This is a genomic window from Pseudonocardia aurantiaca (genome assembly GCF_039526725.1).
Lineage (GTDB): Bacteria > Actinomycetota > Actinomycetes > Mycobacteriales > Pseudonocardiaceae > Pseudonocardia > Pseudonocardia aurantiaca.
Window position 1 is genome coordinate 16,138 of the sequence record NZ_BAAAJG010000003.1, and the last position, 17,475, is coordinate 33,612.

The 17,475-nt window shown below is 70.3% G+C and carries 16 protein-coding genes, 2 tRNA genes and 1 other RNA gene; 12 read left to right on the forward strand and 7 right to left on the reverse strand.

Annotated elements, in window-relative coordinates; translation table 11 throughout:
- Window positions 1–573: 573 nt before the first annotated feature.
- Window positions 574–668, reverse strand: an RNA gene (ffs, locus tag ABD143_RS04505) — signal recognition particle sRNA small type.
- 62 nt (window positions 669–730) lie between these two features.
- On the opposite strand from ffs, the gene ABD143_RS04510 reads away from it, so the two are divergent.
- The 4 genes from ABD143_RS04510 (at window position 731) to ABD143_RS04525 (ending at window position 5,292) form a co-directional block, all read left to right on the forward strand.
- Window positions 731–818 (forward strand) — tRNA-Ser (locus tag ABD143_RS04510).
- Between the two features lie 170 nt (window positions 819–988).
- The gene (locus tag ABD143_RS04515) at window positions 989–1,633 is read left to right on the forward strand and encodes a class I SAM-dependent methyltransferase (RefSeq protein ID WP_343971706.1); all 645 of its coding nucleotides are present in this window, start codon (window positions 989–991) and stop codon (window positions 1,631–1,633) included.
- A 1,213-nt stretch (window positions 1,634–2,846) separates the two neighbouring features.
- Window positions 2,847–4,751, forward strand: coding sequence for an ABC transporter ATP-binding protein (locus ABD143_RS04520; RefSeq protein ID WP_343971708.1), 1,905 nt, complete (start codon window positions 2,847–2,849; stop codon window positions 4,749–4,751).
- 265 nt (window positions 4,752–5,016) lie between these two features.
- The gene (locus ABD143_RS04525; RefSeq protein ID WP_343971711.1) at window positions 5,017–5,292 is read left to right on the forward strand and encodes a GlsB/YeaQ/YmgE family stress response membrane protein; all 276 of its coding nucleotides are present in this window, start codon (window positions 5,017–5,019) and stop codon (window positions 5,290–5,292) included.
- A gap of 68 nt (window positions 5,293–5,360) precedes the next feature.
- On the opposite strand, the gene ABD143_RS04530 is transcribed toward ABD143_RS04525, so the two are convergent.
- On the reverse strand, window positions 5,361–5,972 hold the full coding sequence (locus tag ABD143_RS04530) for a class F sortase (protein ID WP_343971714.1): 612 nt from the start codon (window positions 5,970–5,972) through the stop codon (window positions 5,361–5,363).
- A 43-nt stretch (window positions 5,973–6,015) separates the two neighbouring features.
- Entirely contained in the window at window positions 6,016–6,273 is a 258-nt protein-coding gene (locus tag ABD143_RS04535) for a hypothetical protein (protein ID WP_343971716.1), read from the reverse strand.
- Window positions 6,274–6,607: 334 nt separating this feature from the next.
- Between ABD143_RS04535 and ABD143_RS04540 the strand changes: the two genes are divergently transcribed.
- A complete protein-coding gene (locus ABD143_RS04540) occupies window positions 6,608–7,588 on the forward strand; it encodes a threo-3-hydroxy-L-aspartate ammonia-lyase (RefSeq protein ID WP_343971719.1) in 981 nt (326 codons plus the stop codon).
- 57 nt (window positions 7,589–7,645) lie between these two features.
- On the opposite strand, the gene ABD143_RS04545 is transcribed toward ABD143_RS04540, so the two are convergent.
- The 3 genes from ABD143_RS04545 to ABD143_RS04555 form a co-directional block, all read right to left on the reverse strand.
- Entirely contained in the window at window positions 7,646–8,920 is a 1,275-nt protein-coding gene (locus tag ABD143_RS04545) for a cytochrome P450 (RefSeq protein WP_379659590.1), read from the reverse strand.
- Window positions 8,921–9,280: 360 nt separating this feature from the next.
- Window positions 9,281–9,772 carry a DUF1269 domain-containing protein gene (locus tag ABD143_RS04550; protein ID WP_343971722.1) on the reverse strand — a complete coding sequence of 164 codons (492 nt, stop codon included), beginning with the start codon at window positions 9,770–9,772 and terminating at the stop codon, window positions 9,281–9,283.
- Window positions 9,773–10,931: 1,159 nt separating this feature from the next.
- Entirely contained in the window at window positions 10,932–11,069 is a 138-nt protein-coding gene (locus ABD143_RS04555) for a hypothetical protein (protein ID WP_343971724.1), read from the reverse strand.
- Between the two features lie 449 nt (window positions 11,070–11,518).
- On the opposite strand from ABD143_RS04555, the gene ABD143_RS04560 reads away from it, so the two are divergent.
- Window positions 11,519–12,274 (forward strand): class I SAM-dependent methyltransferase, encoded by a 756-nt coding sequence (locus tag ABD143_RS04560; protein ID WP_379659591.1) that lies wholly within the window; start codon window positions 11,519–11,521, stop codon window positions 12,272–12,274.
- Window positions 12,275–12,448: 174 nt separating this feature from the next.
- Here the strand turns inward: ABD143_RS04560 and ABD143_RS04565 are convergent.
- Window positions 12,449–12,538: transfer RNA gene (locus tag ABD143_RS04565), tRNA-Ser, on the reverse strand.
- 117 nt (window positions 12,539–12,655) lie between these two features.
- Between ABD143_RS04565 and ABD143_RS04570 the strand changes: the two genes are divergently transcribed.
- From ABD143_RS04570 to ABD143_RS04595, 6 genes are all read left to right on the forward strand, one after another.
- Window positions 12,656–13,399 (forward strand): IclR family transcriptional regulator, encoded by a 744-nt coding sequence (locus tag ABD143_RS04570; protein WP_343971727.1) that lies wholly within the window; start codon window positions 12,656–12,658, stop codon window positions 13,397–13,399.
- 77 nt (window positions 13,400–13,476) lie between these two features.
- Window positions 13,477–13,887, forward strand: a complete 411-nt coding sequence (locus tag ABD143_RS04575) for a metal-sulfur cluster assembly factor (RefSeq protein WP_343971730.1) — start codon at window positions 13,477–13,479, stop codon at window positions 13,885–13,887.
- On the forward strand, window positions 13,884–14,894 hold the full coding sequence (locus tag ABD143_RS04580; RefSeq protein WP_343971733.1) for an amidohydrolase family protein: 1,011 nt from the start codon (window positions 13,884–13,886) through the stop codon (window positions 14,892–14,894). The genes ABD143_RS04575 and ABD143_RS04580 overlap by 4 nt, the downstream gene beginning before the upstream one ends.
- Window positions 14,895–14,982: 88 nt before the next feature.
- Window positions 14,983–15,846 carry an ABC transporter substrate-binding protein gene (locus ABD143_RS04585; protein ID WP_343971736.1) on the forward strand — a complete coding sequence of 288 codons (864 nt, stop codon included), beginning with the start codon at window positions 14,983–14,985 and terminating at the stop codon, window positions 15,844–15,846.
- Complete coding sequence (locus tag ABD143_RS04590; protein WP_343971739.1) at window positions 15,843–16,706, forward strand: amino acid ABC transporter permease; 864 nt, start codon at window positions 15,843–15,845, stop codon at window positions 16,704–16,706. The genes ABD143_RS04585 and ABD143_RS04590 overlap by 4 nt, the downstream gene beginning before the upstream one ends.
- An 8-nt stretch (window positions 16,707–16,714) precedes the next feature.
- Entirely contained in the window at window positions 16,715–17,467 is a 753-nt protein-coding gene (locus ABD143_RS04595) for an amino acid ABC transporter ATP-binding protein (protein ID WP_343973321.1), read from the forward strand.
- Window positions 17,468–17,475 lie beyond the last annotated feature (8 nt).

A 17,475-nucleotide genomic window follows, 5' to 3' on the forward strand; every position in this document is an offset into this window, starting at 1 on the left:
GGCCGGGGGGTCCGGGGGGCGAAGCCCCTCCGGGTGGGGCCTGGGGGCTCCGCCCCCAGAAGACACGACGAACGAGAAACGGCGAGCGCGTTCCGCGAGCGCAGCTCGCCCAACTCGTCCGGTTAGCCGGAGGATCCGGGCGCGAAGCGCCCCGGCCGGGGGGTCCGGGGGGCGAAGCCCCTCCGGGTGGGGCCTGGGGGCTCCGCCCCCAGAAGACACGACGAACGAGTACGGCGAGCGCGATCCGCGAGCGCAGCTCGCCCAACTCGTCCGGCTAGCCGGAGGATCCGGGCGCGAAGCGCCCCGGCCGGGGGGTCCGGGGGGCGAAGCCCCTCCGGGTGGGGCCTGGGGGCCCCGCCCCCAGAAGACACGACGAACGAGTACGGCGAGCGCGATCCGCGAGCGCAGCTCGCCCAACTCGTCCGGCTAGCCGGAGGATCCGGGCGCGAAGCGCTCCGGCCGGGGGGGTCCGGGGGGCGAAGCCCCTCCGGGTGGGGCCTGGGGGCCCCGCCCCCAGAAGACACGACGAACGAGTACGGCGAGCGCGTTCCGCGAGCGCAGCTCGCCCAACTCGTGAGGGGACCCCGCGCACCCGCCAGAGCCCGTTGACCCTTGCTGCCTTCCGGCCCTGGGGGAGTTCACAGGATGGACGCCGCGCGGGGTCCGGTGTCGAGTGTAGTGGGGTCGTCGGCGCTCTGCGCGACCCGGCTATGCTTCTGGGGCCGGACACGGAGGATTCGCCTAGTGGCCTATGGCGCACGCTTGGAAAGCGTGTTGGGTTCACGCCCTCGGGGGTTCGAATCCCCCATCCTCCGCCAGCGCTACCAGCGCAACGCCCGGACGGCCGCTCGCGCGGACGTCCGGGCGTTGTCGTTGCCGAGTTCGTAGTTCTTCCCCGTACGGGTCATGCCGGCGATCGGGGCACCTGACAGTGCCGAGTAGCGGCGGGGCGGCTACGCAGCGTGCGTAGGGTGCGTAGGGTGCCCTCGTGCAGCAGCTCTCCGACCTTGAGACAGTCCGTGAGTCCTACGACCGGGTGGCCGACGCTTACGTCGAGATGGGCGCAGGCCGGCTGGACGCCCAGCCGTGGCTGCGGGCCGCGCTCGCCCCGTTCGCCGAGTCCGTCCGCGGGCTCGGCCCGGTCCTGGACGTCGGCTGCGGCCCCGGCATCGTCACCGCGCACCTCGCCGAGCTCAATCTGGACGCCTCGGGCGTCGACCTGTCACCGCGGATGATCGAGCACGCCCGCCGGCAGTACCCCGACCTGCGGTTCTCCGTCGCCTCGGCGACCGAGCTCGACCTCGCGCCGGCCTCGCTCGGCGGGGTGCTCGGCTGGTGGTCGCTGTTCAACCTCCCGCGGGAGGCACTGCCCGGCGTGCTGCGGACCTTTGCCGAAGCGCTGGTCCCCGGCGGCCAGGCGCTCATCGGCACGCACGTCGGCGACGGCGACATCGCGCGGACCGAGGGGTACGGCGGCCTACCGGTGTCCTGGACGACCCACCTCTACCGCCCCGAGAAACTCGCCGGGATGCTCGTCGACGCCGGTCTCGAAGTCGTCGCCGAGCTGCGTCTGCCGGAGCAGCCGCCGTCGCTGCGCCCGCAGGTGCTGCTTGCTGCGCAGCGCCCGGCCTGACCCCGCACGCGCGACCCGGCGCCTGCGGTCGGTGCCCGCGGCGTCGTTAGCGTCGACGCGGGGCAGCGCCGTCAGCGCCGTCCGCCGCGGGGCTTGCTGGTCGCGCGGCTGGGCAGCGAGCGCATCCGGACACCGGCGGCAGTCTCACCGGCAGTACCGGTCGATCCAGTGGGGACCCGAGCTCCAACTCTCGACGCGGTTCAGCACCTGGGCGGCGCGCGTGCGGCCGCGGTCGACCAGGCAGCTTCCGGTCCGCGCGTAATCCGTGCGTAATCTCGTGGACAATTGCACAAGATCAGCGTCCTGGACGTTTGCATTTGGATTGCAAAACGCGGAGCGCCGTTTTAATGATTCAGGTCACACAGCAACCGCGGCCGATCGTGATAGTGCGGCGTAAGCTGACGTTTGGAACGCCGCGCATGACGTTCCGAAGTCGAGATGAAAGGGGGAACCGACATGAGTGCTCGCAAGTTCCCGATCGCGTACCGCAGGCGCCAGTGGTTCAGGGGATGGTGGGACAACAACCACCGGTGGCACAACGGGTACTGGCGCTGACGGAGCCGACTGGGGCCCCGCCCGCAGAGGGCGGGCTCCGGCCTCGGGCCGCTTCCGTGGCCCGACCGCCTGTTTAGGGATCCTCGAACCATTCCGCCCGATGCGGCCGTCGCCAGGGCACGCAGGGCCGGTTGCCGATCCATGATCGAAAACGATCGGCGGAACGACCCGCACACGGGTCTCGATCGACGACCATTGAAGAGTTGACCTCTCCGGACCGGAGAGGTGATCGGTGGCCCCTGTCCAGGGCATGCCGGAGCGTTGCTTCGCGCCACCCCGGGCCTAGCAGCTCGCGTTGGCGCCTTTGCGCTCCGGAAGCTCATGGCGCGGAAAGGGCCGGGCGCCGACCGCAGAACGGCGGCGATCCCCATCCAGCACCTGCACAACGCGGAAATCTGCCGCTCCATTCGAGCACTCCCGATCCGGGACCACAGGAATGGATTTCCGTCCCGGGGCGTTCGGGGTGCTGAGAAATTCAGAAAGGAGCACTCCCATGAGTGCATTCGGCTTCAGGTTCACCAGCTACAACCGGGACCGCGGCTACTACGGCCGCGACCGTCGGAGCGGGTACCACCGTTGGGGCCGCCGGGGCTGATCCCCACCGGGTGGCCCCGCCTCTCCAGGGCGGGGCCACCCCCGGGGGACCTCGGAGCAAAGCATGAGTGCACTAAACGCCGAGCAGGCGGCCGACTCGCCTGCACCGCGACTGTCCGTCACCCGGCTGCTGGTGGCCTCGGACCTTCTTCCGGAGGCGCCGCCAGCGGGTTTGGTCAGCATCTTCCGTAGGTTCTGGCCCGATACGCGCCCGTACCGGGCGCAGGTGTTTACCGGCCTGCTGCTCGTCGTGCTAGGCCCACTACTGAGCGCAGCGACGATCTACCTCCTCAAGATCCTGATCGACAACGTGCTCCAGCCGCACAACTTCCACCTCTTCCCGGAGGTCGCCGGGGCCTACCTCGTGCTAACCGTGCTCGGCGGCGGCGTGGCGTACTTCGACCAGTATCTGGCGGCCTGGGTGGGCGAGCGATTCGTGCTGAACCTACGCAGTCGCCTGTTCCGCCACCTACACCGCCAGTCGTCGAGCTTCTTCGACCGGAACCAGCTGGGCGACATCCTCGCCAGGCTCACCGACGACATCAACGCCGTCGAACAGCTCATCCTCTCCGGGATCGGAGCGGCTCTGGGACTCGTCTTCGAGCTGGTGTTCTTCGTCGCCGCGCTGTTCTACATCGACTGGCGTCTCGCGTTGGCCGCGCTGATAGCGGCTCCGGGGTTCCTCCTCGTCGCCCGGTCGTTCTCGGGCCGGCTTAAGGCCGCAGCCGGCGAGAGGCAGCGCAAGGCCGGCTCCATCACCGCTGTTGCGGAGGAGAGCCTCGGCGGCGCCGCCCTGGTGCGCGCCTACGACCGCTCGGACGCCGAGCAGCGCCGATTCGACACCGAGAGCCTCGGCAGCTTCCGCGCGCAGATGCGCGCCACGCGCCTGCAAGCCCTGTTCATCCCGCTGACCGACCTCCTCGAGGTCGTCGGTGTCCTGGCTGTAGTGGCGTTCGCAGTCCGGGAGCTCACCGTCGGGGACATCACCCTTGGCGGCGTGCTGGCGTTCGTCGCCTACCTGACCCAGCTCTACACGCCGATCCAGAGCCTCGGGGCGCTGGCCAACGAGCTGTTCTCGGCCAGTGCCAGTGCTGACCGAGTGATCGAGGTACTCGACCTCACTCCAGCCGTCCAGGAGCCCGAGTACCCGGCACGGCTGGCCCAGGCCCGCGGTTCGCTGCGGGTGATCGATCTGGCCTTCCAGTACCCGGGGACGGATCGGCCGACTCTGTCCGGCATCGACTTCTCGGTCGAACCCGGTCAGCGGCTCGCGCTGGTCGGCGCGAGCGGGGCAGGCAAATCGACGCTCGCGAAGATGCTGCTGCGCTTCTTCGACCCGGACTCGGGAGCCATCATCCTCGACGGCCGCGACCTGCGGGATCTCTCGTTCGCCGACCTCCGGCACAACATCACGCCCCTGCTACAGGAGACGCTCGTCTTCGATGCGACCATCCGCGAGAACATCCTCTGGGGTCGCCCGGACGCGACCGAGGAGGAGGTCCTGCGCGCCGCGACAGCCGCCGACGCGGACTCGTTCATCAGCCAGCTGCCGGAGGGCTACGACACCCGCGTGGGACAACGCGGACGCCTGCTCTCAGGAGGCCAACGCCAGCGGATCGCCATCGCCAGGGCGATGATCCGCGATGCCCCGGTGCTGCTGCTGGACGAGCCCACCACAGGCCTCGACGCCGAGTCGACACAACGGGTCCTCAGACCACTGCGCCGTCTCATGGAGGGCCGGACCACGATCATCATCTCGCACAACCTGCTGACCGTGACCGATGCCGACCAGATCATCTACCTCGACAACGGCAGCATCACCGCGCGGGGAACACACACCGAACTGCTCGCGAGCAGCCCCGGGTACGCCCGTCTCTACCGGCTGCACAGAGTGCCCGCCGGAGACGACCCCCCCTCCCGGCCCGGGCTTCCCCCGGCTCAGGCGGGGCCACTGCCGGCCACAGCCTGAGTAACGATCGACACGAACGCCGGATCGGCCCTCACAGGTCGGTCCGGCGTTCTGCGTCTCGCGCGGGCCCAGCGGGCGGAGCGGGCTGCGGACGCTCGGCTTCCCGTCGGCCGGACGGGTTGACGGGTTGTCGAGCCCTGTGTGATGCGCCGAACGGCCCAAGATCCGAGAAAGTCGGCCGAACATGCATCACGCCCATCGGGGTTGGGAACACGACTCTCAGGCGGGTCGTCAAGAGTGACCCCGGACAGCAACAGGAGGCGCCGTGACCATCACGGGCATCATCACTGCGATCGTCGTGGGGCTCATCATCGGGGCGCTCGGCCGGCTGATCGTCCCCGGCAAGCAGAACATCCCGATCTGGCTGACCATCATCATCGGCATCGTCGCCGCATTCATCGGCACGTTCCTGGCGCGGGCGATCGGCCTGAGCAGCGGCCCGGGCTTCCACTGGGGCGAACTGATCGTCCAGGTCGTACTGGCAGCGCTCGGCGTGTTCCTCGTGGCGAGCGCGTACGGCCGCCGCGGTTCACTGCGGTAACAGCCTTCCAGCAACAGACCCTCCCGGGTCCCACCGTCGAGGGTGGGCCCGAGAGGGTCGCGTCAGTATCAGGCTGCCAGGGCGAACACCACGACGTTGTCCACGTAGTGCCGCGTGCGCCGGTCGAACTCGCCGTCGCACGTGATGAGCCGCAGCTGCGACTCCGGCGTCGTGCCGTACACCGCCTGAGTGGGGAATGCGTCCTTCCCGAACCGCTCCGAGCGCTGTACGACGAAGGCCGCGGTCGTGCCGTCGGCCCGGTCCACCAGCACCCGGTGCCCCGCGACGAGTTCGCGGAGCCGGAAGAAGACGGCCGGTCCCTGCCGAGAGTCGACGTGCCCGACGATCACGGCCGGACCCGGTTCCCCTGGTTCCGGCCCGGCCCGCCACCAGCCCGTCTCGTGGTTCGTGGCGGGCGGCGGCAGCACCCCCCGCGCGTCGACGTCGAGCGCGACCACCGGCGCGTCGACCCCGACGGCCGGGACCCGGACACGCACCGGATCCGCGGCCTGGGCAGGCACCTCCGCGGCCGGCAGGGCGCTCGCCCCGCTGACGGCGGGCCCGGTAGCCGCGACCGGGACGGTCGCGGGTGGGCGGACCTCCTGGGCGGGCGGCTCGGTCGCTGCCGCGCACCCGGTGAGTACCGCCGCCGCTGCCACCCCGGCGACCGCGACACGCACGCCCCGGGCTCCGCAGGCTGCCGTTGTGCGCACGTCTGCCCCGTCAGTCCGTGCCGCCGCCGAGCCTGCGGCGGGCGAGCACGACCCCGCCGGCCAGTGCGGCCGCACCAGCAGCGGCGGCCCCGAGCGGGAGCACGACGTCCGAGCCGCCCGCCGTTCCGCCCGCGCCCGCGTCGACGCCACCGGTGGGGGCGCCGCCACGGTCGTCGTCATCGTCGTCATCGCCCGGCTGCGTCACGAAGCCCCCCGAACCGGCCCGCACCCCACCAGCCGGCGCCACCACGGTCGTCGTCATCGTCATCGCGGTCATCGTCATCGTCATCGCCCTGCGCCGGTGCCAGGACTCCGCTGGACGGCGCGGGCGTGCCTGCCGCCAGGGCGGGCGCGGCACCCGCCACGGTCACGGCGCCCGCAGCGACCGCAGCCAGGAGAATCCGTCGGATCATCAGGTTCATGTCGGGTCTGCCTTCTCGTCCTCGTTCCGCGGGACGATCCCGCTGAGGCCGAAGCTAGGAAGGCAAACCGGCGGGCCCCGTGAGACCGGCGTGAGCGTCCTCTCATGAGGTCGCTCGAGGCGCCCGCGCAACCGAGCCCGGGTGGATGATCGCCCTTCGATCGACTGAGACAGGAGCGCGATGCCCACGCCACCCAGCTACGCCGACGTCGAGTCCGCAGCAACCCGCCTGGAGGGGCACGCACACCGCACGCCCGTTCTGACGTCGCGGCGGGTCGACGGGGAGATCGGTGCCAAGCTGTTCTTCAAGTGCGAGAACTTCCAGCGCATGGGCGCCTTCAAGTTCCGCGGAGCGTTCAACGCGCTCGCCCAGTTCGACTCCGAGCAGCGGCGGGCTGGGGTCGTGACGTACTCGTCGGGCAACCACGCGCAGGCGGTGGCCCTCGCCGCGCGGATCCTCGGGATCCCGGCCACGATCGTCATGCCGCACGACGCCCCGGCAGGCAAGCTCGCCGCCACCATGGAGTACGGCGCGCAGATCGTCGCCTACGACCGCTACACCGAGAACCGCGAGGAGATCGGCCAGGAGTTGGCTGCCGAGCGCGGCCTGACCCTCGTCCCGCCCTACGACCACCCGGACGTCATCGCCGGGCAGGGCACCGCGGTCAAGGAGCTGATCGAGGACGTCGGCGAACTCGACGCGCTGTTCGTCTGCCTCGGCGGAGGCGGGCTGCTGAGCGGCTCGACGCTGGCGGCTCGCGCATTGTCGCCGTCCTGCCGCATCTACGGGGTGGAACCGGAGGCGGGTGACGACGGCCTGCGGTCGCTGCGTACCGGTTCGATCGTGCACATCGAGACCCCCCGGACCATTGCCGACGGCGCTCAGACCCAGCACCTCGGCGAGCTGCCGTTCGAGATCATCCGCCGCGACGTCGACGACATCCACACGGCGACTGACGCCGAGCTCGTGGAGGCCATGCGGGTGTTCGCGGCGACCCTGAAGATCGTCGTCGAGCCAACCGGGTGCCTGGCGTTCGCCGCCGTCCGCAGGCTTGGCAAGGCGCTCGCGGGCCAGCGGGTCGGAGTGGTCGTCAGCGGCGGCAACATCGACCTCGACCGGTACGCGGCCATGCTCGCAGGCCCCTGGAACACCCGATCTTGACTCGCCCCGGATCGGAGCGAGCGGTGTTGATCAGGCCCTGAGGGCCCTGACAGCGCCCTATCCGAGAGTGACGGGCAGCGCGTCCACACCGAACACGAACGACAGCTTCCGATACGAGAGGTCGTCGGGCTCGGCGGCGAGGCGGATGTCCGGGAACCGGCGAACGAGGGCCGGGTAGGCCGTGCGCAGCTCCATCCGTGCCAGCTCGGCGCCGATGCAGCGATGCAACCCGTAGCCGAAGGCGAGGTGCGGCCGCGCCGCCCGCGCCGGGTCGAACGACTCCTGCCCACCGTCGCGGTTGGCTGCGCTGAGCGAACACAGGACGATGTCGCCCTGCTCGATGGTCTGGCCGCCGATCTCCACTTTCTCCCGGGCGAACCGCGGGAACGCCACCTGCACCACCGTGAGGTAGCGGAGCAGCTCATCGACGAACCGGTCGACGGCCTCGTCGTCGTCGCGGACGGCAGCGTGGCTCTCCGGGCGCTGAAGCAGCACGATCGTGCCGAGCGCCAGCATGCTCGCGGTGGTTTCCAGCCCGCCGGTGAGCAGGCCGTCGGCGAGTCCGGCGAGCTCGTAGTCGGAGATGTCGTCCCCGTGGTCGCGCACGAGTTGACCCAGCAGGCCCTCACCCGGGTCGGCGCGCTGGTTCTTGACGATGTCGAGCAGGTACTCCATCGACTCGGAGATCGCGCCGAGCGAGCCCGTGACGCCGCCGAGGAGATCGAAGCGGGTGGTGCTCAGCCGCTGGAAGTCGGCGCGGTCCGAGTACGGGACGCCCAGCAGCTCGCAGATCGTGAGCGACGGGATAGGCAGCGCGAACTGCTGCACCAGATCGACCTGCCCGCCCGCCTGCGCCGTCGCCGCCATCTCGTCGAGCTGCCCGGCGACGATCGCCTCGATCCGCGGGCCCAGCCTCCTCAGCCGGTGCCCGGTGAACTCCGGCGTCAGGAGCCTGCGGAGGCGGGTGTGGTCAGGCGGGTCGGTGAAGCCGAGGCCGCCGGGGTTCTGGTCGGCTGTGATCCCGACCGTGCCAACGAGGTTGGTGAAGTCGTTGCTGAACGTGCTGCCGGCGCCGAGCACCGCCTTCGTCTCCGCGTAGCCTGTGACGAGCCATGCGCGCAACCCGAACGGCAGCTTGAGCCGGCTGACTGGCTCGTCCGCACGAAGCCTGCCCAACTCGACGACGGGATCCAGCCCGTCGCGCTGCAACGGCACGAGGGCCGAATCGGGCAGCATCGACAGCAGCGCGTCGGTCGATCCGGCAGCGCGGCTGCTGCGCCCCAGCCGCAGTCGCGCGATCAGACCGATGATGTGTCCGCGGACCCCTCGCATGATCCCGACTCTATGCAGGTGCCCTGGTCGGGTGTCACACCAGTGACCGGTTCGCCATCCTGTCCGTGACCTCGTGGTCACTTCTCGAGGGATTCGATCAGTGCCGCGGCGAGTTCGTCGGGGCTTCCTGCGCGATCATCGCTGAGATCTGGTGCCCGCCGCCGCTACGGTCGAAACCGCGATGACCACCCACTCCGATGCCGTGCTCGGCCTGATGTCCGCCCAGACCGGGCACGTCCGGCCCGAGTCCAGCCACCACGGCGAGCTGTGGCTGGAGCTCGACGCGATGTTCTGGTCGCCCGCCGCGCTGGACGCGCTCGTGGCAGAGATGGCCGACCGGGTCCGCCCTCGTCCGGAGAGCTACTCGGCCTCGGCGAACGCTTCGCGCAGCCGGGCTTCCTGCTCATTCGACAGGTTCGTCGACAGGAGGGAAGCGCCGCTCCCCTTGAACTGCTCCAGCACCTTGTCGGCGACCGCGTCCGACGTCATCACGAACAGCGCCGACGTCCCGGGTGTGACGTTCTCACGCACCCCGCGGATGAAGTCGTCGTCGATGCCCACGTCGGACATCGAGCCGGCCAGGGCGCCCATCGCGGCACCCACCGCCATGCCCAGCAGGGGCACGAAGAAGAGGATTCCGAACAGCAGGCCCCAGAAGCTGCCGCCCAGTGCCCCGGCACCGGCCATGTTGTGCAACTGCTCTGTCTTCGGCTTCTTCCGCCCCACGGGCCATGTGACGTAGGCGGCGTCGTTGACTCTGATCAGCTGCTCCTTCTGCAAGCTCCGCAGGAGGTCGAGCGCCTTCTGCGCACCGTCCGGCGAGTCGAACTTCCATACAGTCAAGGTCCCCATGCCCAGCCTCCCTCGATGTGAACGGTCGCGGCGCGACCGGTCATCCGGGCACTCTGCGGGCGACGGCCCGTAAAGCCATCACCCGGTGCGGATGAGGCCGCACGGCAGATCCGGCGCCACGATCATCCGAGCCGCCGACCTCGGCAGCCTCGGGGAGTCCAACCCCAGACCTACGCATCGGCCCTCACGGAAGCACGGCCCCGGGACCGACACGCGGTGACCACTGCCGCGGACGTCACCATGACGTCGCCGAGTCCCCTGCCCCTCAATCAGCGACGCCAGGGAGAACCGCGCACCGGTACCGAAGGCCGCAGCCATCGCGTAACCCACCGCAGCCTCCCCCGAACTCGGCTCCGCCGCCGCGGCGGTGGCACCCAGGGCCGAGACCTCACGACTCCACTCCACGACCACCGCGCCGCCGGTCATCCGCGCAAACCCGCCCAACTCGTTGTCCCCGCGATACGACGTGCCCCGAACCAGCCGTGACTCGGTAGGACTCCGCGGCGTGAACAACAGATCAGCGGAGCCAAGCCGGGCCCGCACCCGATAGGAGCGACGGCTGAGCCGGCCACGAGACGGGCGCAGCCACTCCCGCGCACCTCCCACGGGCAACCGCAACGCGCCCGGATTGCGAGTGCCGATCGGCACGTACGCCTGAAGCGGCACCTCGGCGGTCCGCTCAACGATGGTCGTGGGAATCCGCTCACCCTGCACACTGACCAGCCCCGCAGCCACGTCCACGGCCACGGTGACCGCGCCGAAAAGGAGATCCGTGGACTCGTGCGCAACCTCGCCCATGATCGCCACGCTACCGGCGCCGGACGGCGACGTGACGATCTGGCGCACGACCTCGGCGAGCTCAGGGGCGCCCGCACCCAGTACGAACGAGCTCTCCAGATCAGCGAAGCCTGGCGATAGACGGTGTCCACATTTCCATGTCGGACATCTGCTTGAACATCCTGGTCTCCCTTACTTCCGCACGGGTGGTACTCGAATGATTGACACGTTGGCGGTCCTCGATAGGTCTGGCGAGGTCAGGGCGGCCGGCGGCTTCAGCTACGGCCGAGGTGCGCCCCGCTTCAGTGGCCGATGCCCGGCTGGACGGGACCACAGGGAGGCCTCCGTGCGGCGGAGCGGTCGGCGCGATATGTGAGCGACATTAGCCTTTCTTGGCGAATTTCTTGGCGATCTTTTCCCGCGCCTTGGGGTCCTTGGCCTTTTGCATCGCCTTGTCGCGCAGTTTCTTCCCCTTCGAGGATTTCGCGAACTTCGACATCCTGTTCTTCAATGAGCCCATTGTGACGTGCTCCTTCGGTCCACGAGGTGCCCCCGGGTCGCCACTGTCGACGTTCGCGTATCTGTCGGCATGGTTCGGCCTCGAGATCCTCGCAGGGCAATTCGACGGGACGCGAAGCGCTGGGGCTGCGGTGGGAAGGCGTCGACCTGGACGCCGGGACCCTGGTCGTCATGCGGAGCCGGCTCCGGCCGAGTGGCAGCACGGCTGCGCGACGCCGTGCGGCCACAAGTTCGGCGGTAACTGCCCTCAGCGGATTCCCCTCCGGGAGTGATGGGCTGGTCCAGCACCGCGATGGCGGCGCGATACCAACACGTTGTCGCTGCAGTACGACGCGACGTTGCCAATCAGGTGGGCGGCTTGCTGTGGAGTCCATCGACGGGGGCACCACCGCGCAACGATCCGGATCCGTCACGAGAAGTGGCCGAGCGCGGGCTGCCACGATCAGCCGTGTGACTACGGATTCAAAAGATCATGCACGTCTCGCTGAGCCGGCCGGTGGGGCCGCTTACGACCCCATCGCCGAGGGGTACGCGGCCGAGAACGAGGTCAGCCTCCTCAACGCCCACTACGAGCGGCCCGCGATGCTGGAGCTCGCCGGCGACGTGACCGGGCGACGGATCCTCGACGCCGGGTGCGGCGCGGGACCCCTGTCCGCCGCCCTGCGCGACGGCGGTGCCCGCGTCACCGGCATCGACGCGAGCGCGGGCATGCTGGAGCTGGCTCGTCGCCGACTCGGCCCCGACGCCGACCTGCGGGTCGCCGACCTGGCCGAGCCGCTGCCCTTCGCCGACGCCGCGTTCGACGACGTCGTCGCGTCCCTGGTGCTGCACTACCTGCGCGACTGGGGACCGACCCTGGCCGAGCTGCACCGCGTGCTGGTCCCCGGCGGGCGGCTCATCGCCTCGGTCGAACATCCGTTCGTCCTCGCGACCACTAGGCGCCTGGCAGGGGAGAAGGCGAACTACTTCGGGGTCACCGAGCGCACCGAGGAGTGGACTATGGGCGGGGGCAGCACCCGGCTGACCTTCTGGGACCGGCCGCTGCACGCGATGACCGACGCCTTCACCGCGGCCGGCTTCCGGGTCGAGGTCATCAGCGAGCCGCCGGCCGTGCCCGGGGCCCCGGAGATGTTCCCGGAGGAGTTCGCCACGCTGTCCGACACCCGCTTCCTGGCTTTCCTGTTCTTCGTCCTCAAGGCCGACTGATTGCGATGGTCTTGGTGAGTTCGTGGGCGTCGGCGCACTGCTGAGCACTCCGCCCGCGCCTCCACCAGATGCTCTCGCGCCCAGCAGCGGGGTCGCGACTGCAACCAGAACTGCAACCAGACGACGAACGCCGGGCGCTCCCTCAGCGGGAGGCCCGGCGTTCGCCCTGTTCAGTGGCGGTAGCGGTGGGATTTGAACCCACGGAGGGCGTGAACCCTCACACGCTTTCGAGGCGTGCTCCTTCGGCCGCTCGGACACGCTACCGCCGACAACCTTACAAGGGCGCCGCCACCGCGCTGCGCCCGCCCGGCCCACGGCCGTTCCCATCGGGGCGCGGTTCTGCCACGCTCGGGAACGAGCATCCCGCGAAGGAGCGGCGACGTGGGCGAGCGGAGAGGTCCGACCCTCATCCAGTCGGTTCAGCGTGCGCTGCGGCTGCTCGAGGTGGTCGCCGAGCGCGACGGGCGGGCGCACGCCAAGGAGATCGCCAGGGCCGCCGGGCTGCCGCTGCCCACCGTGTACCACCTGCTGCGCACCCTCGCCCACGAGGGCTACCTCCAGCGTCTCGACGACGGCTCGTACGTGCTCGGCCACCGACTCGACGTCGTGAGCCGCCACGGCGCGGCCGTGCGCGGGGTGGTGCACGCCCGCCCAGCGCTGGAGTGGCTGCGCGACGAACTGCGCAGCTGCATCTACCTCGCCCGGCACGTGGACGGGGAGATCGTCATCGTGGAGATCGTCGACGGGCCGAAGGCCCCGCGGATCGACCTGTGGGTCGGGGTGCACGACGCGGCGCACGCCACGGCGCTGGGCAAGTCGATCCTCGGGCAACTGCCGCCTGCAGACCGCGAGGACTACCTCGCGCGGCACCCGCTGCACGACCTCACGCCCCGCACCGTCGTCGACCGGCGCAGGCTACGGCTGCCCAGCCCGGACGCGGTGGCCGTCGACGACGAGGAGTACGCCGTGGGCGTGCGCTGCCTCGCCGCCCCGGTGGCAACGGCGACCGGGCCCGCCGCGCTCGGGTTCGTCACCTCTCCCGCGGCGCTGCGCGACCACACCGGGGCGCGGCAGGCCCTGAGCACCTGCGCGGCCCGGGTCTCCCGGGCGCTGTCGGTGGGGTGAGGGTGGCCTGACCGGTAGCGCCACCATCTGAAATCGCCGCCCTTCCGGCCCCGAGACGCACATCACATGATCACGGCATGGATTCGCGTCCCGCCATCCCGGAGTGGGCGCTGGCCGCCCTCGCCGACGTCTACGACCCCTGCTGCCGCGAGAAGGGGATCTCCGTGGTCGACATGGGGCTGCTCCGCTCGGTCGCTGTGACCGACGGCCACGCCCGCGTCGAACTGCTGCTCACCTCCGGCTGGTGTCCGTTCGCGTCCCGGGTGCTGAGCGAGGTCGAGGAGGCCGTGGCCGGCCAGCCCGGTATCGACAGCGCCGAGGTCGAGATCGTCTGGGACGAAGCCTGGACCACCGACCGGCTGTCGGAGTCCGCCGTCCAGAAGCTGCGGTTCCTGCCCGCGCCGACCGCCATCCCCGACCGGGACGCCTACATCGCCGCCCACCGCCCGCAGCAGACCGGGCATCAGACCCAGGAGGCCAGCCGATGATCGGCGACGCGTTCGTGTTCGACGGGGTCGCACACCCGTTCAACTTCACCCCGAAGAACGCCTTCGGCCAGCCGGGCGAGATGTTCGCCAACCACCTCTACGCCTTCCACCAGGTCCTGACGCCGGACACCGAACCGAAGCTCTCGGCCGAGGATTACCTCAAGGACTGGACCCCCGCCGACATCCACGAGATGGTCTACGACCACTCCGACACCGACATGCTCGTCGCGATGCCGCTGCCGCTCACCGACCTGTTCCGCGACGGCCTGTCCCCGTGGGAGGACTGCGCGGAACTGGCTGCTCGTGATCCGGAGCGGACGGTCTTCTGGGGCTCGGTGAACCCGCTCGAGGGGCGCAGGGCGCTCGACCTCATGGAGCGCCAGGTCGGGGAGTTCGGCGCCAAGGCGTTCAAGTTCTACAACGTCCGCTACGACTACGGCTCGCCATTCCCGTGGCGGATGGACGACCCGCGGGTCGCGTTCCCGGTGTTCGAGAAGGCGCAGGAGCTGGGGATCAACCTGATCGGCGTGCACAAGGGCGTGCCGCTCGGCCCGCAGCCCATCGAGGCGACCCAGACCTGGGACATGGACGGGGCGGCCGCGAACTTCCCCGACATCAATTTCGTGATCTTCCATGTCGGGCTGCCGTTCCTCGACGAGGTGTGCTGGCAGCTCATCCGACACCCCAACCTCTACGCGTCGATCGCGGCGACACTCAACTTCATCGTCCGGTCACCCCGGCAGTTCGCCGAGACCATCGGCAAGCTGCTGTTCTGGTGCGGAGAAGACAAGATCGTCTATGGGTCCGAGGCGCCGATCTGGCAGCCGCAATGGGCCCTGCGGGCGTTCAAGGAGTTCCAGATCCCGCAGGACCTGTGCGAGGGATACGGCTACCCGCAGCTGACCGACCAGGCGAAACGCAAGATCCTCGGCGAGAACCTGCTGCGCCTGCACGGCATGGACGTGGAGGAGACGAAGGCCCGCCTGGGCCGACCGCAGACGCACTGACCGCCCCTGGGGCGTTCGGAAGGTGACATTGCAGACGTTGAACATCTGCAATGTCAGTGCGGTACTTCGGATACGGCAGAATCCCCGCGTGATCTCACCGCTCCCGGTCAAGCGCCTCCTCGCGGCGGCTCTACTCGTCCTCGCCGCTGCGGCCTGCGCGCCGGCACCGGAGGCGGCGGCCCCGCCGGCGTCGGGCGCCTCCTGCGAACCGGGGGCGCTGCCCACGCTCACCCCTGGCTCCCTGACGATCGGCACCGATCAGCCGGTCTACCCGCCCTGGTACCTCGACGACGACCCGGCCTCCGGGCGCGGCTTCGAGAGCGCGGTGGCCTACGCGATCGCCGGCAAGCTGGGCTACTCCCGCGACCAGGTGACCTGGACCCGGGTGCCCTTCAACGCGGCGATCCAGCCGGGGCCGAAGACCTACGACCTCAACCTCACCGAGTTCTCGATCACCGACGAGCGCAGGCAGGCCGTCGACTTCTCTTCGCCGTACTACGACGTCCGCCAGGCCGTCGTGGCGATGGCCGACAACCCGCTGGCCGGGGCCACCAGCATCGCCGCGCTGGCGAACGCGCGGCTCGGCGCCCAGGTCGGCACCACCAGCCTCGACGCCATCCAGCAGCAGATCCGGCCCGCCTCGACGCCCGCGGTCTTCAACACCAATGACGATGCCAAGCTGGCGCTGACCAACGGGCAGGTCGACGCGATCGTCGTCGACCTGCCGACGGCCTTCTTCCTCACCTCGGCCGAACTGGAGGGCGCGCGAATCGTCGGGCAACTGCCTCCCGGCACCGGCACCCCTGAGCAGTTCGGCGCCGTGCTCGACAAGGGCAGCCCGCTCACCGGATGCGTCTCGACGGCCGTCGACTCGCTCCGCGCGGACGGGACGCTCGCCTCGATCGAGCAGGAGTGGCTCGCGTCGGCGGGCAACGCGCCCGAGTTGCAGTGACCGCAGGGACGACCAGCGCGGCGGCCCCTGAGCTGAGCCCGCTCGCGCAGGAACGGCTGCGCTACCGCAGGTCGCGCGCGCGCCGCTCGACGCTCGTGGCGCTGGCCTCGACGGTCCTGTTCGCCGGGGCCGTGGCCGTCGGGATCACCAGCTCACCCGGCTGGCCGCGCGTCCAGGACACGTTCCTCGACCCGGCCATCGCGTGGTCCTCGCTGCCGGCGGTGCTCGAGGGCCTCTGGCTCAATGTCCGGGTGCTCGTCGTCGCCGAGGCCGGGATCCTCGTGCTCGGGTTGGCGATCGCGGTGCTGCGCACGCTGCGCGGCCCGGTGTTCTTCCCGGTGCGGGCGCTGGCCACCGGCTACGTCGACCTGTTCCGCGGGGTCCCGCTCCTGATCGCGCTGTACCTGATCGGGTTCGGGCTCCCGGCTCTGCGGCTGCCGGGCGTGCCCACCGACACCGCCGTGCTCGGCACGATCACGCTGATCCTCGTCTACTCGGCGTACGTGGCAGAGGTCTTCCGGGCCGGGATCGAATCAGTGCACCCGTCGCAGCGCGCCGCCGCCCGCTCGCTGGGACTCACCCACCGTCAGTCGATGCGGCTGGTGGTGCTCCCGCAGGCGGTGCGCCGGGTGCTACCGCCGCTGCTCAACGACTTCGTCGCGCTGCAGAAGGACGTCGGGCTGATCTCGGTGCTCGGCGCGGTCGACGCCATCAGGGCCGCGCAGATCGAGTCGGCCAGGACGTTCAACTTCACGCCGTACGTGCTGGCGGCGGTGCTGTTCGTACTGCTCGCGATCCCCACCGGGCGGGTCGCCGACGCACTGGCGGCCAGGTCGGCCCGGCGGCAGGGGTGGGCATGACCGAGGGCATGACCAACCAGGTGCTGGAGGTACGCGGCCTCGTCAAGCGGTACGGCGCCACGACCGTGCTCGGCGGCATCGACCTCACCGTCGCGGAGCACCAGGTGGTGACCTTGATCGGTTCGTCGGGGTCGGGCAAGTCCACTCTGCTGCGGTGCGTGGACCTGCTGGAGGAGATCGACGACGGCCGGATCTTCCTCGACGGCACGGACGTTTCCGACCCGCGCGCCGATGCCGCCGCCGCGCAGCGGCGGATGGCGATCGTGTTCCAGGCGTTCAACCTGTTCCCGCACCTCACGGCGCTGCAGAACATCGCGCTTGCGCCTCGCGTGGTACACGGGGTTCCCGCCGGTGAGGCGGACGAGCGGGCCAGGGAGCTGCTGCGCCGCGTCGGGTTGGAGGGCTTCGCGGGAGCGCACCCGGATCGGCTGTCGGGTGGTCAGCAACAGCGGGTGGCGATCGCCCGCGCATTGGCTGTGCGGCCGCGGCTGCTGTTGCTCGACGAGATCACGTCAGCACTCGACCCCGAACTGGTCGGCGAGGTGCTCCAGATCGTGCGGGAACTGGCCGACGGCGGCATGACGATCCTCATGGCGACCCACGAGATGGGCTTCGCCAGGACCGTGTCGGACCGGGTGTGCTTCCTGGACGGCGGGCGCGTACTCGAAGCCGGCCCGCCCGACCAGGTGCTGGGCAAGCCGGTACAGGAGCGCACCCGGCAGTTCCTCGCCAGGGTGATCGCCGCCGGCCGGCTCGGTTGAATCGGCGC

Excerpts from the sequence above, each read along its gene's own strand:
- ABD143_RS04545 (WP_379659590.1), bottom strand. The coding sequence starts at position 8,920 with ATGCGAGGGGTCCGCGGACACATCATCGGTCTGATCGCGCGACTGCGG.
- ABD143_RS04520 (WP_343971708.1), top strand. The coding sequence starts at position 2,847 with ATGAGTGCACTAAACGCCGAGCAGGCGGCCGACTCGCCTGCACCGCGA.
- ABD143_RS04550 (WP_343971722.1), bottom strand. The coding sequence starts at position 9,772 with ATGGGGACCTTGACTGTATGGAAGTTCGACTCGCCGGACGGTGCGCAG.
- ABD143_RS04540 (WP_343971719.1), top strand. The coding sequence starts at position 6,608 with ATGCCCACGCCACCCAGCTACGCCGACGTCGAGTCCGCAGCAACCCGC.
- ABD143_RS04555 (WP_343971724.1), bottom strand. The coding sequence starts at position 11,069 with ATGGGCTCATTGAAGAACAGGATGTCGAAGTTCGCGAAATCCTCGAAG.
- ABD143_RS04580 (WP_343971733.1), top strand. The coding sequence starts at position 13,884 with ATGATCGGCGACGCGTTCGTGTTCGACGGGGTCGCACACCCGTTCAAC.
- ABD143_RS04595 (WP_343973321.1), top strand. The coding sequence starts at position 16,715 with ATGACCAACCAGGTGCTGGAGGTACGCGGCCTCGTCAAGCGGTACGGC.
- ABD143_RS04535 (WP_343971716.1), bottom strand. The coding sequence starts at position 6,273 with ATGACGATGACGACGACCGTGGTGGCGCCGGCTGGTGGGGTGCGGGCC.
- ABD143_RS04575 (WP_343971730.1), top strand. The coding sequence starts at position 13,477 with ATGGATTCGCGTCCCGCCATCCCGGAGTGGGCGCTGGCCGCCCTCGCC.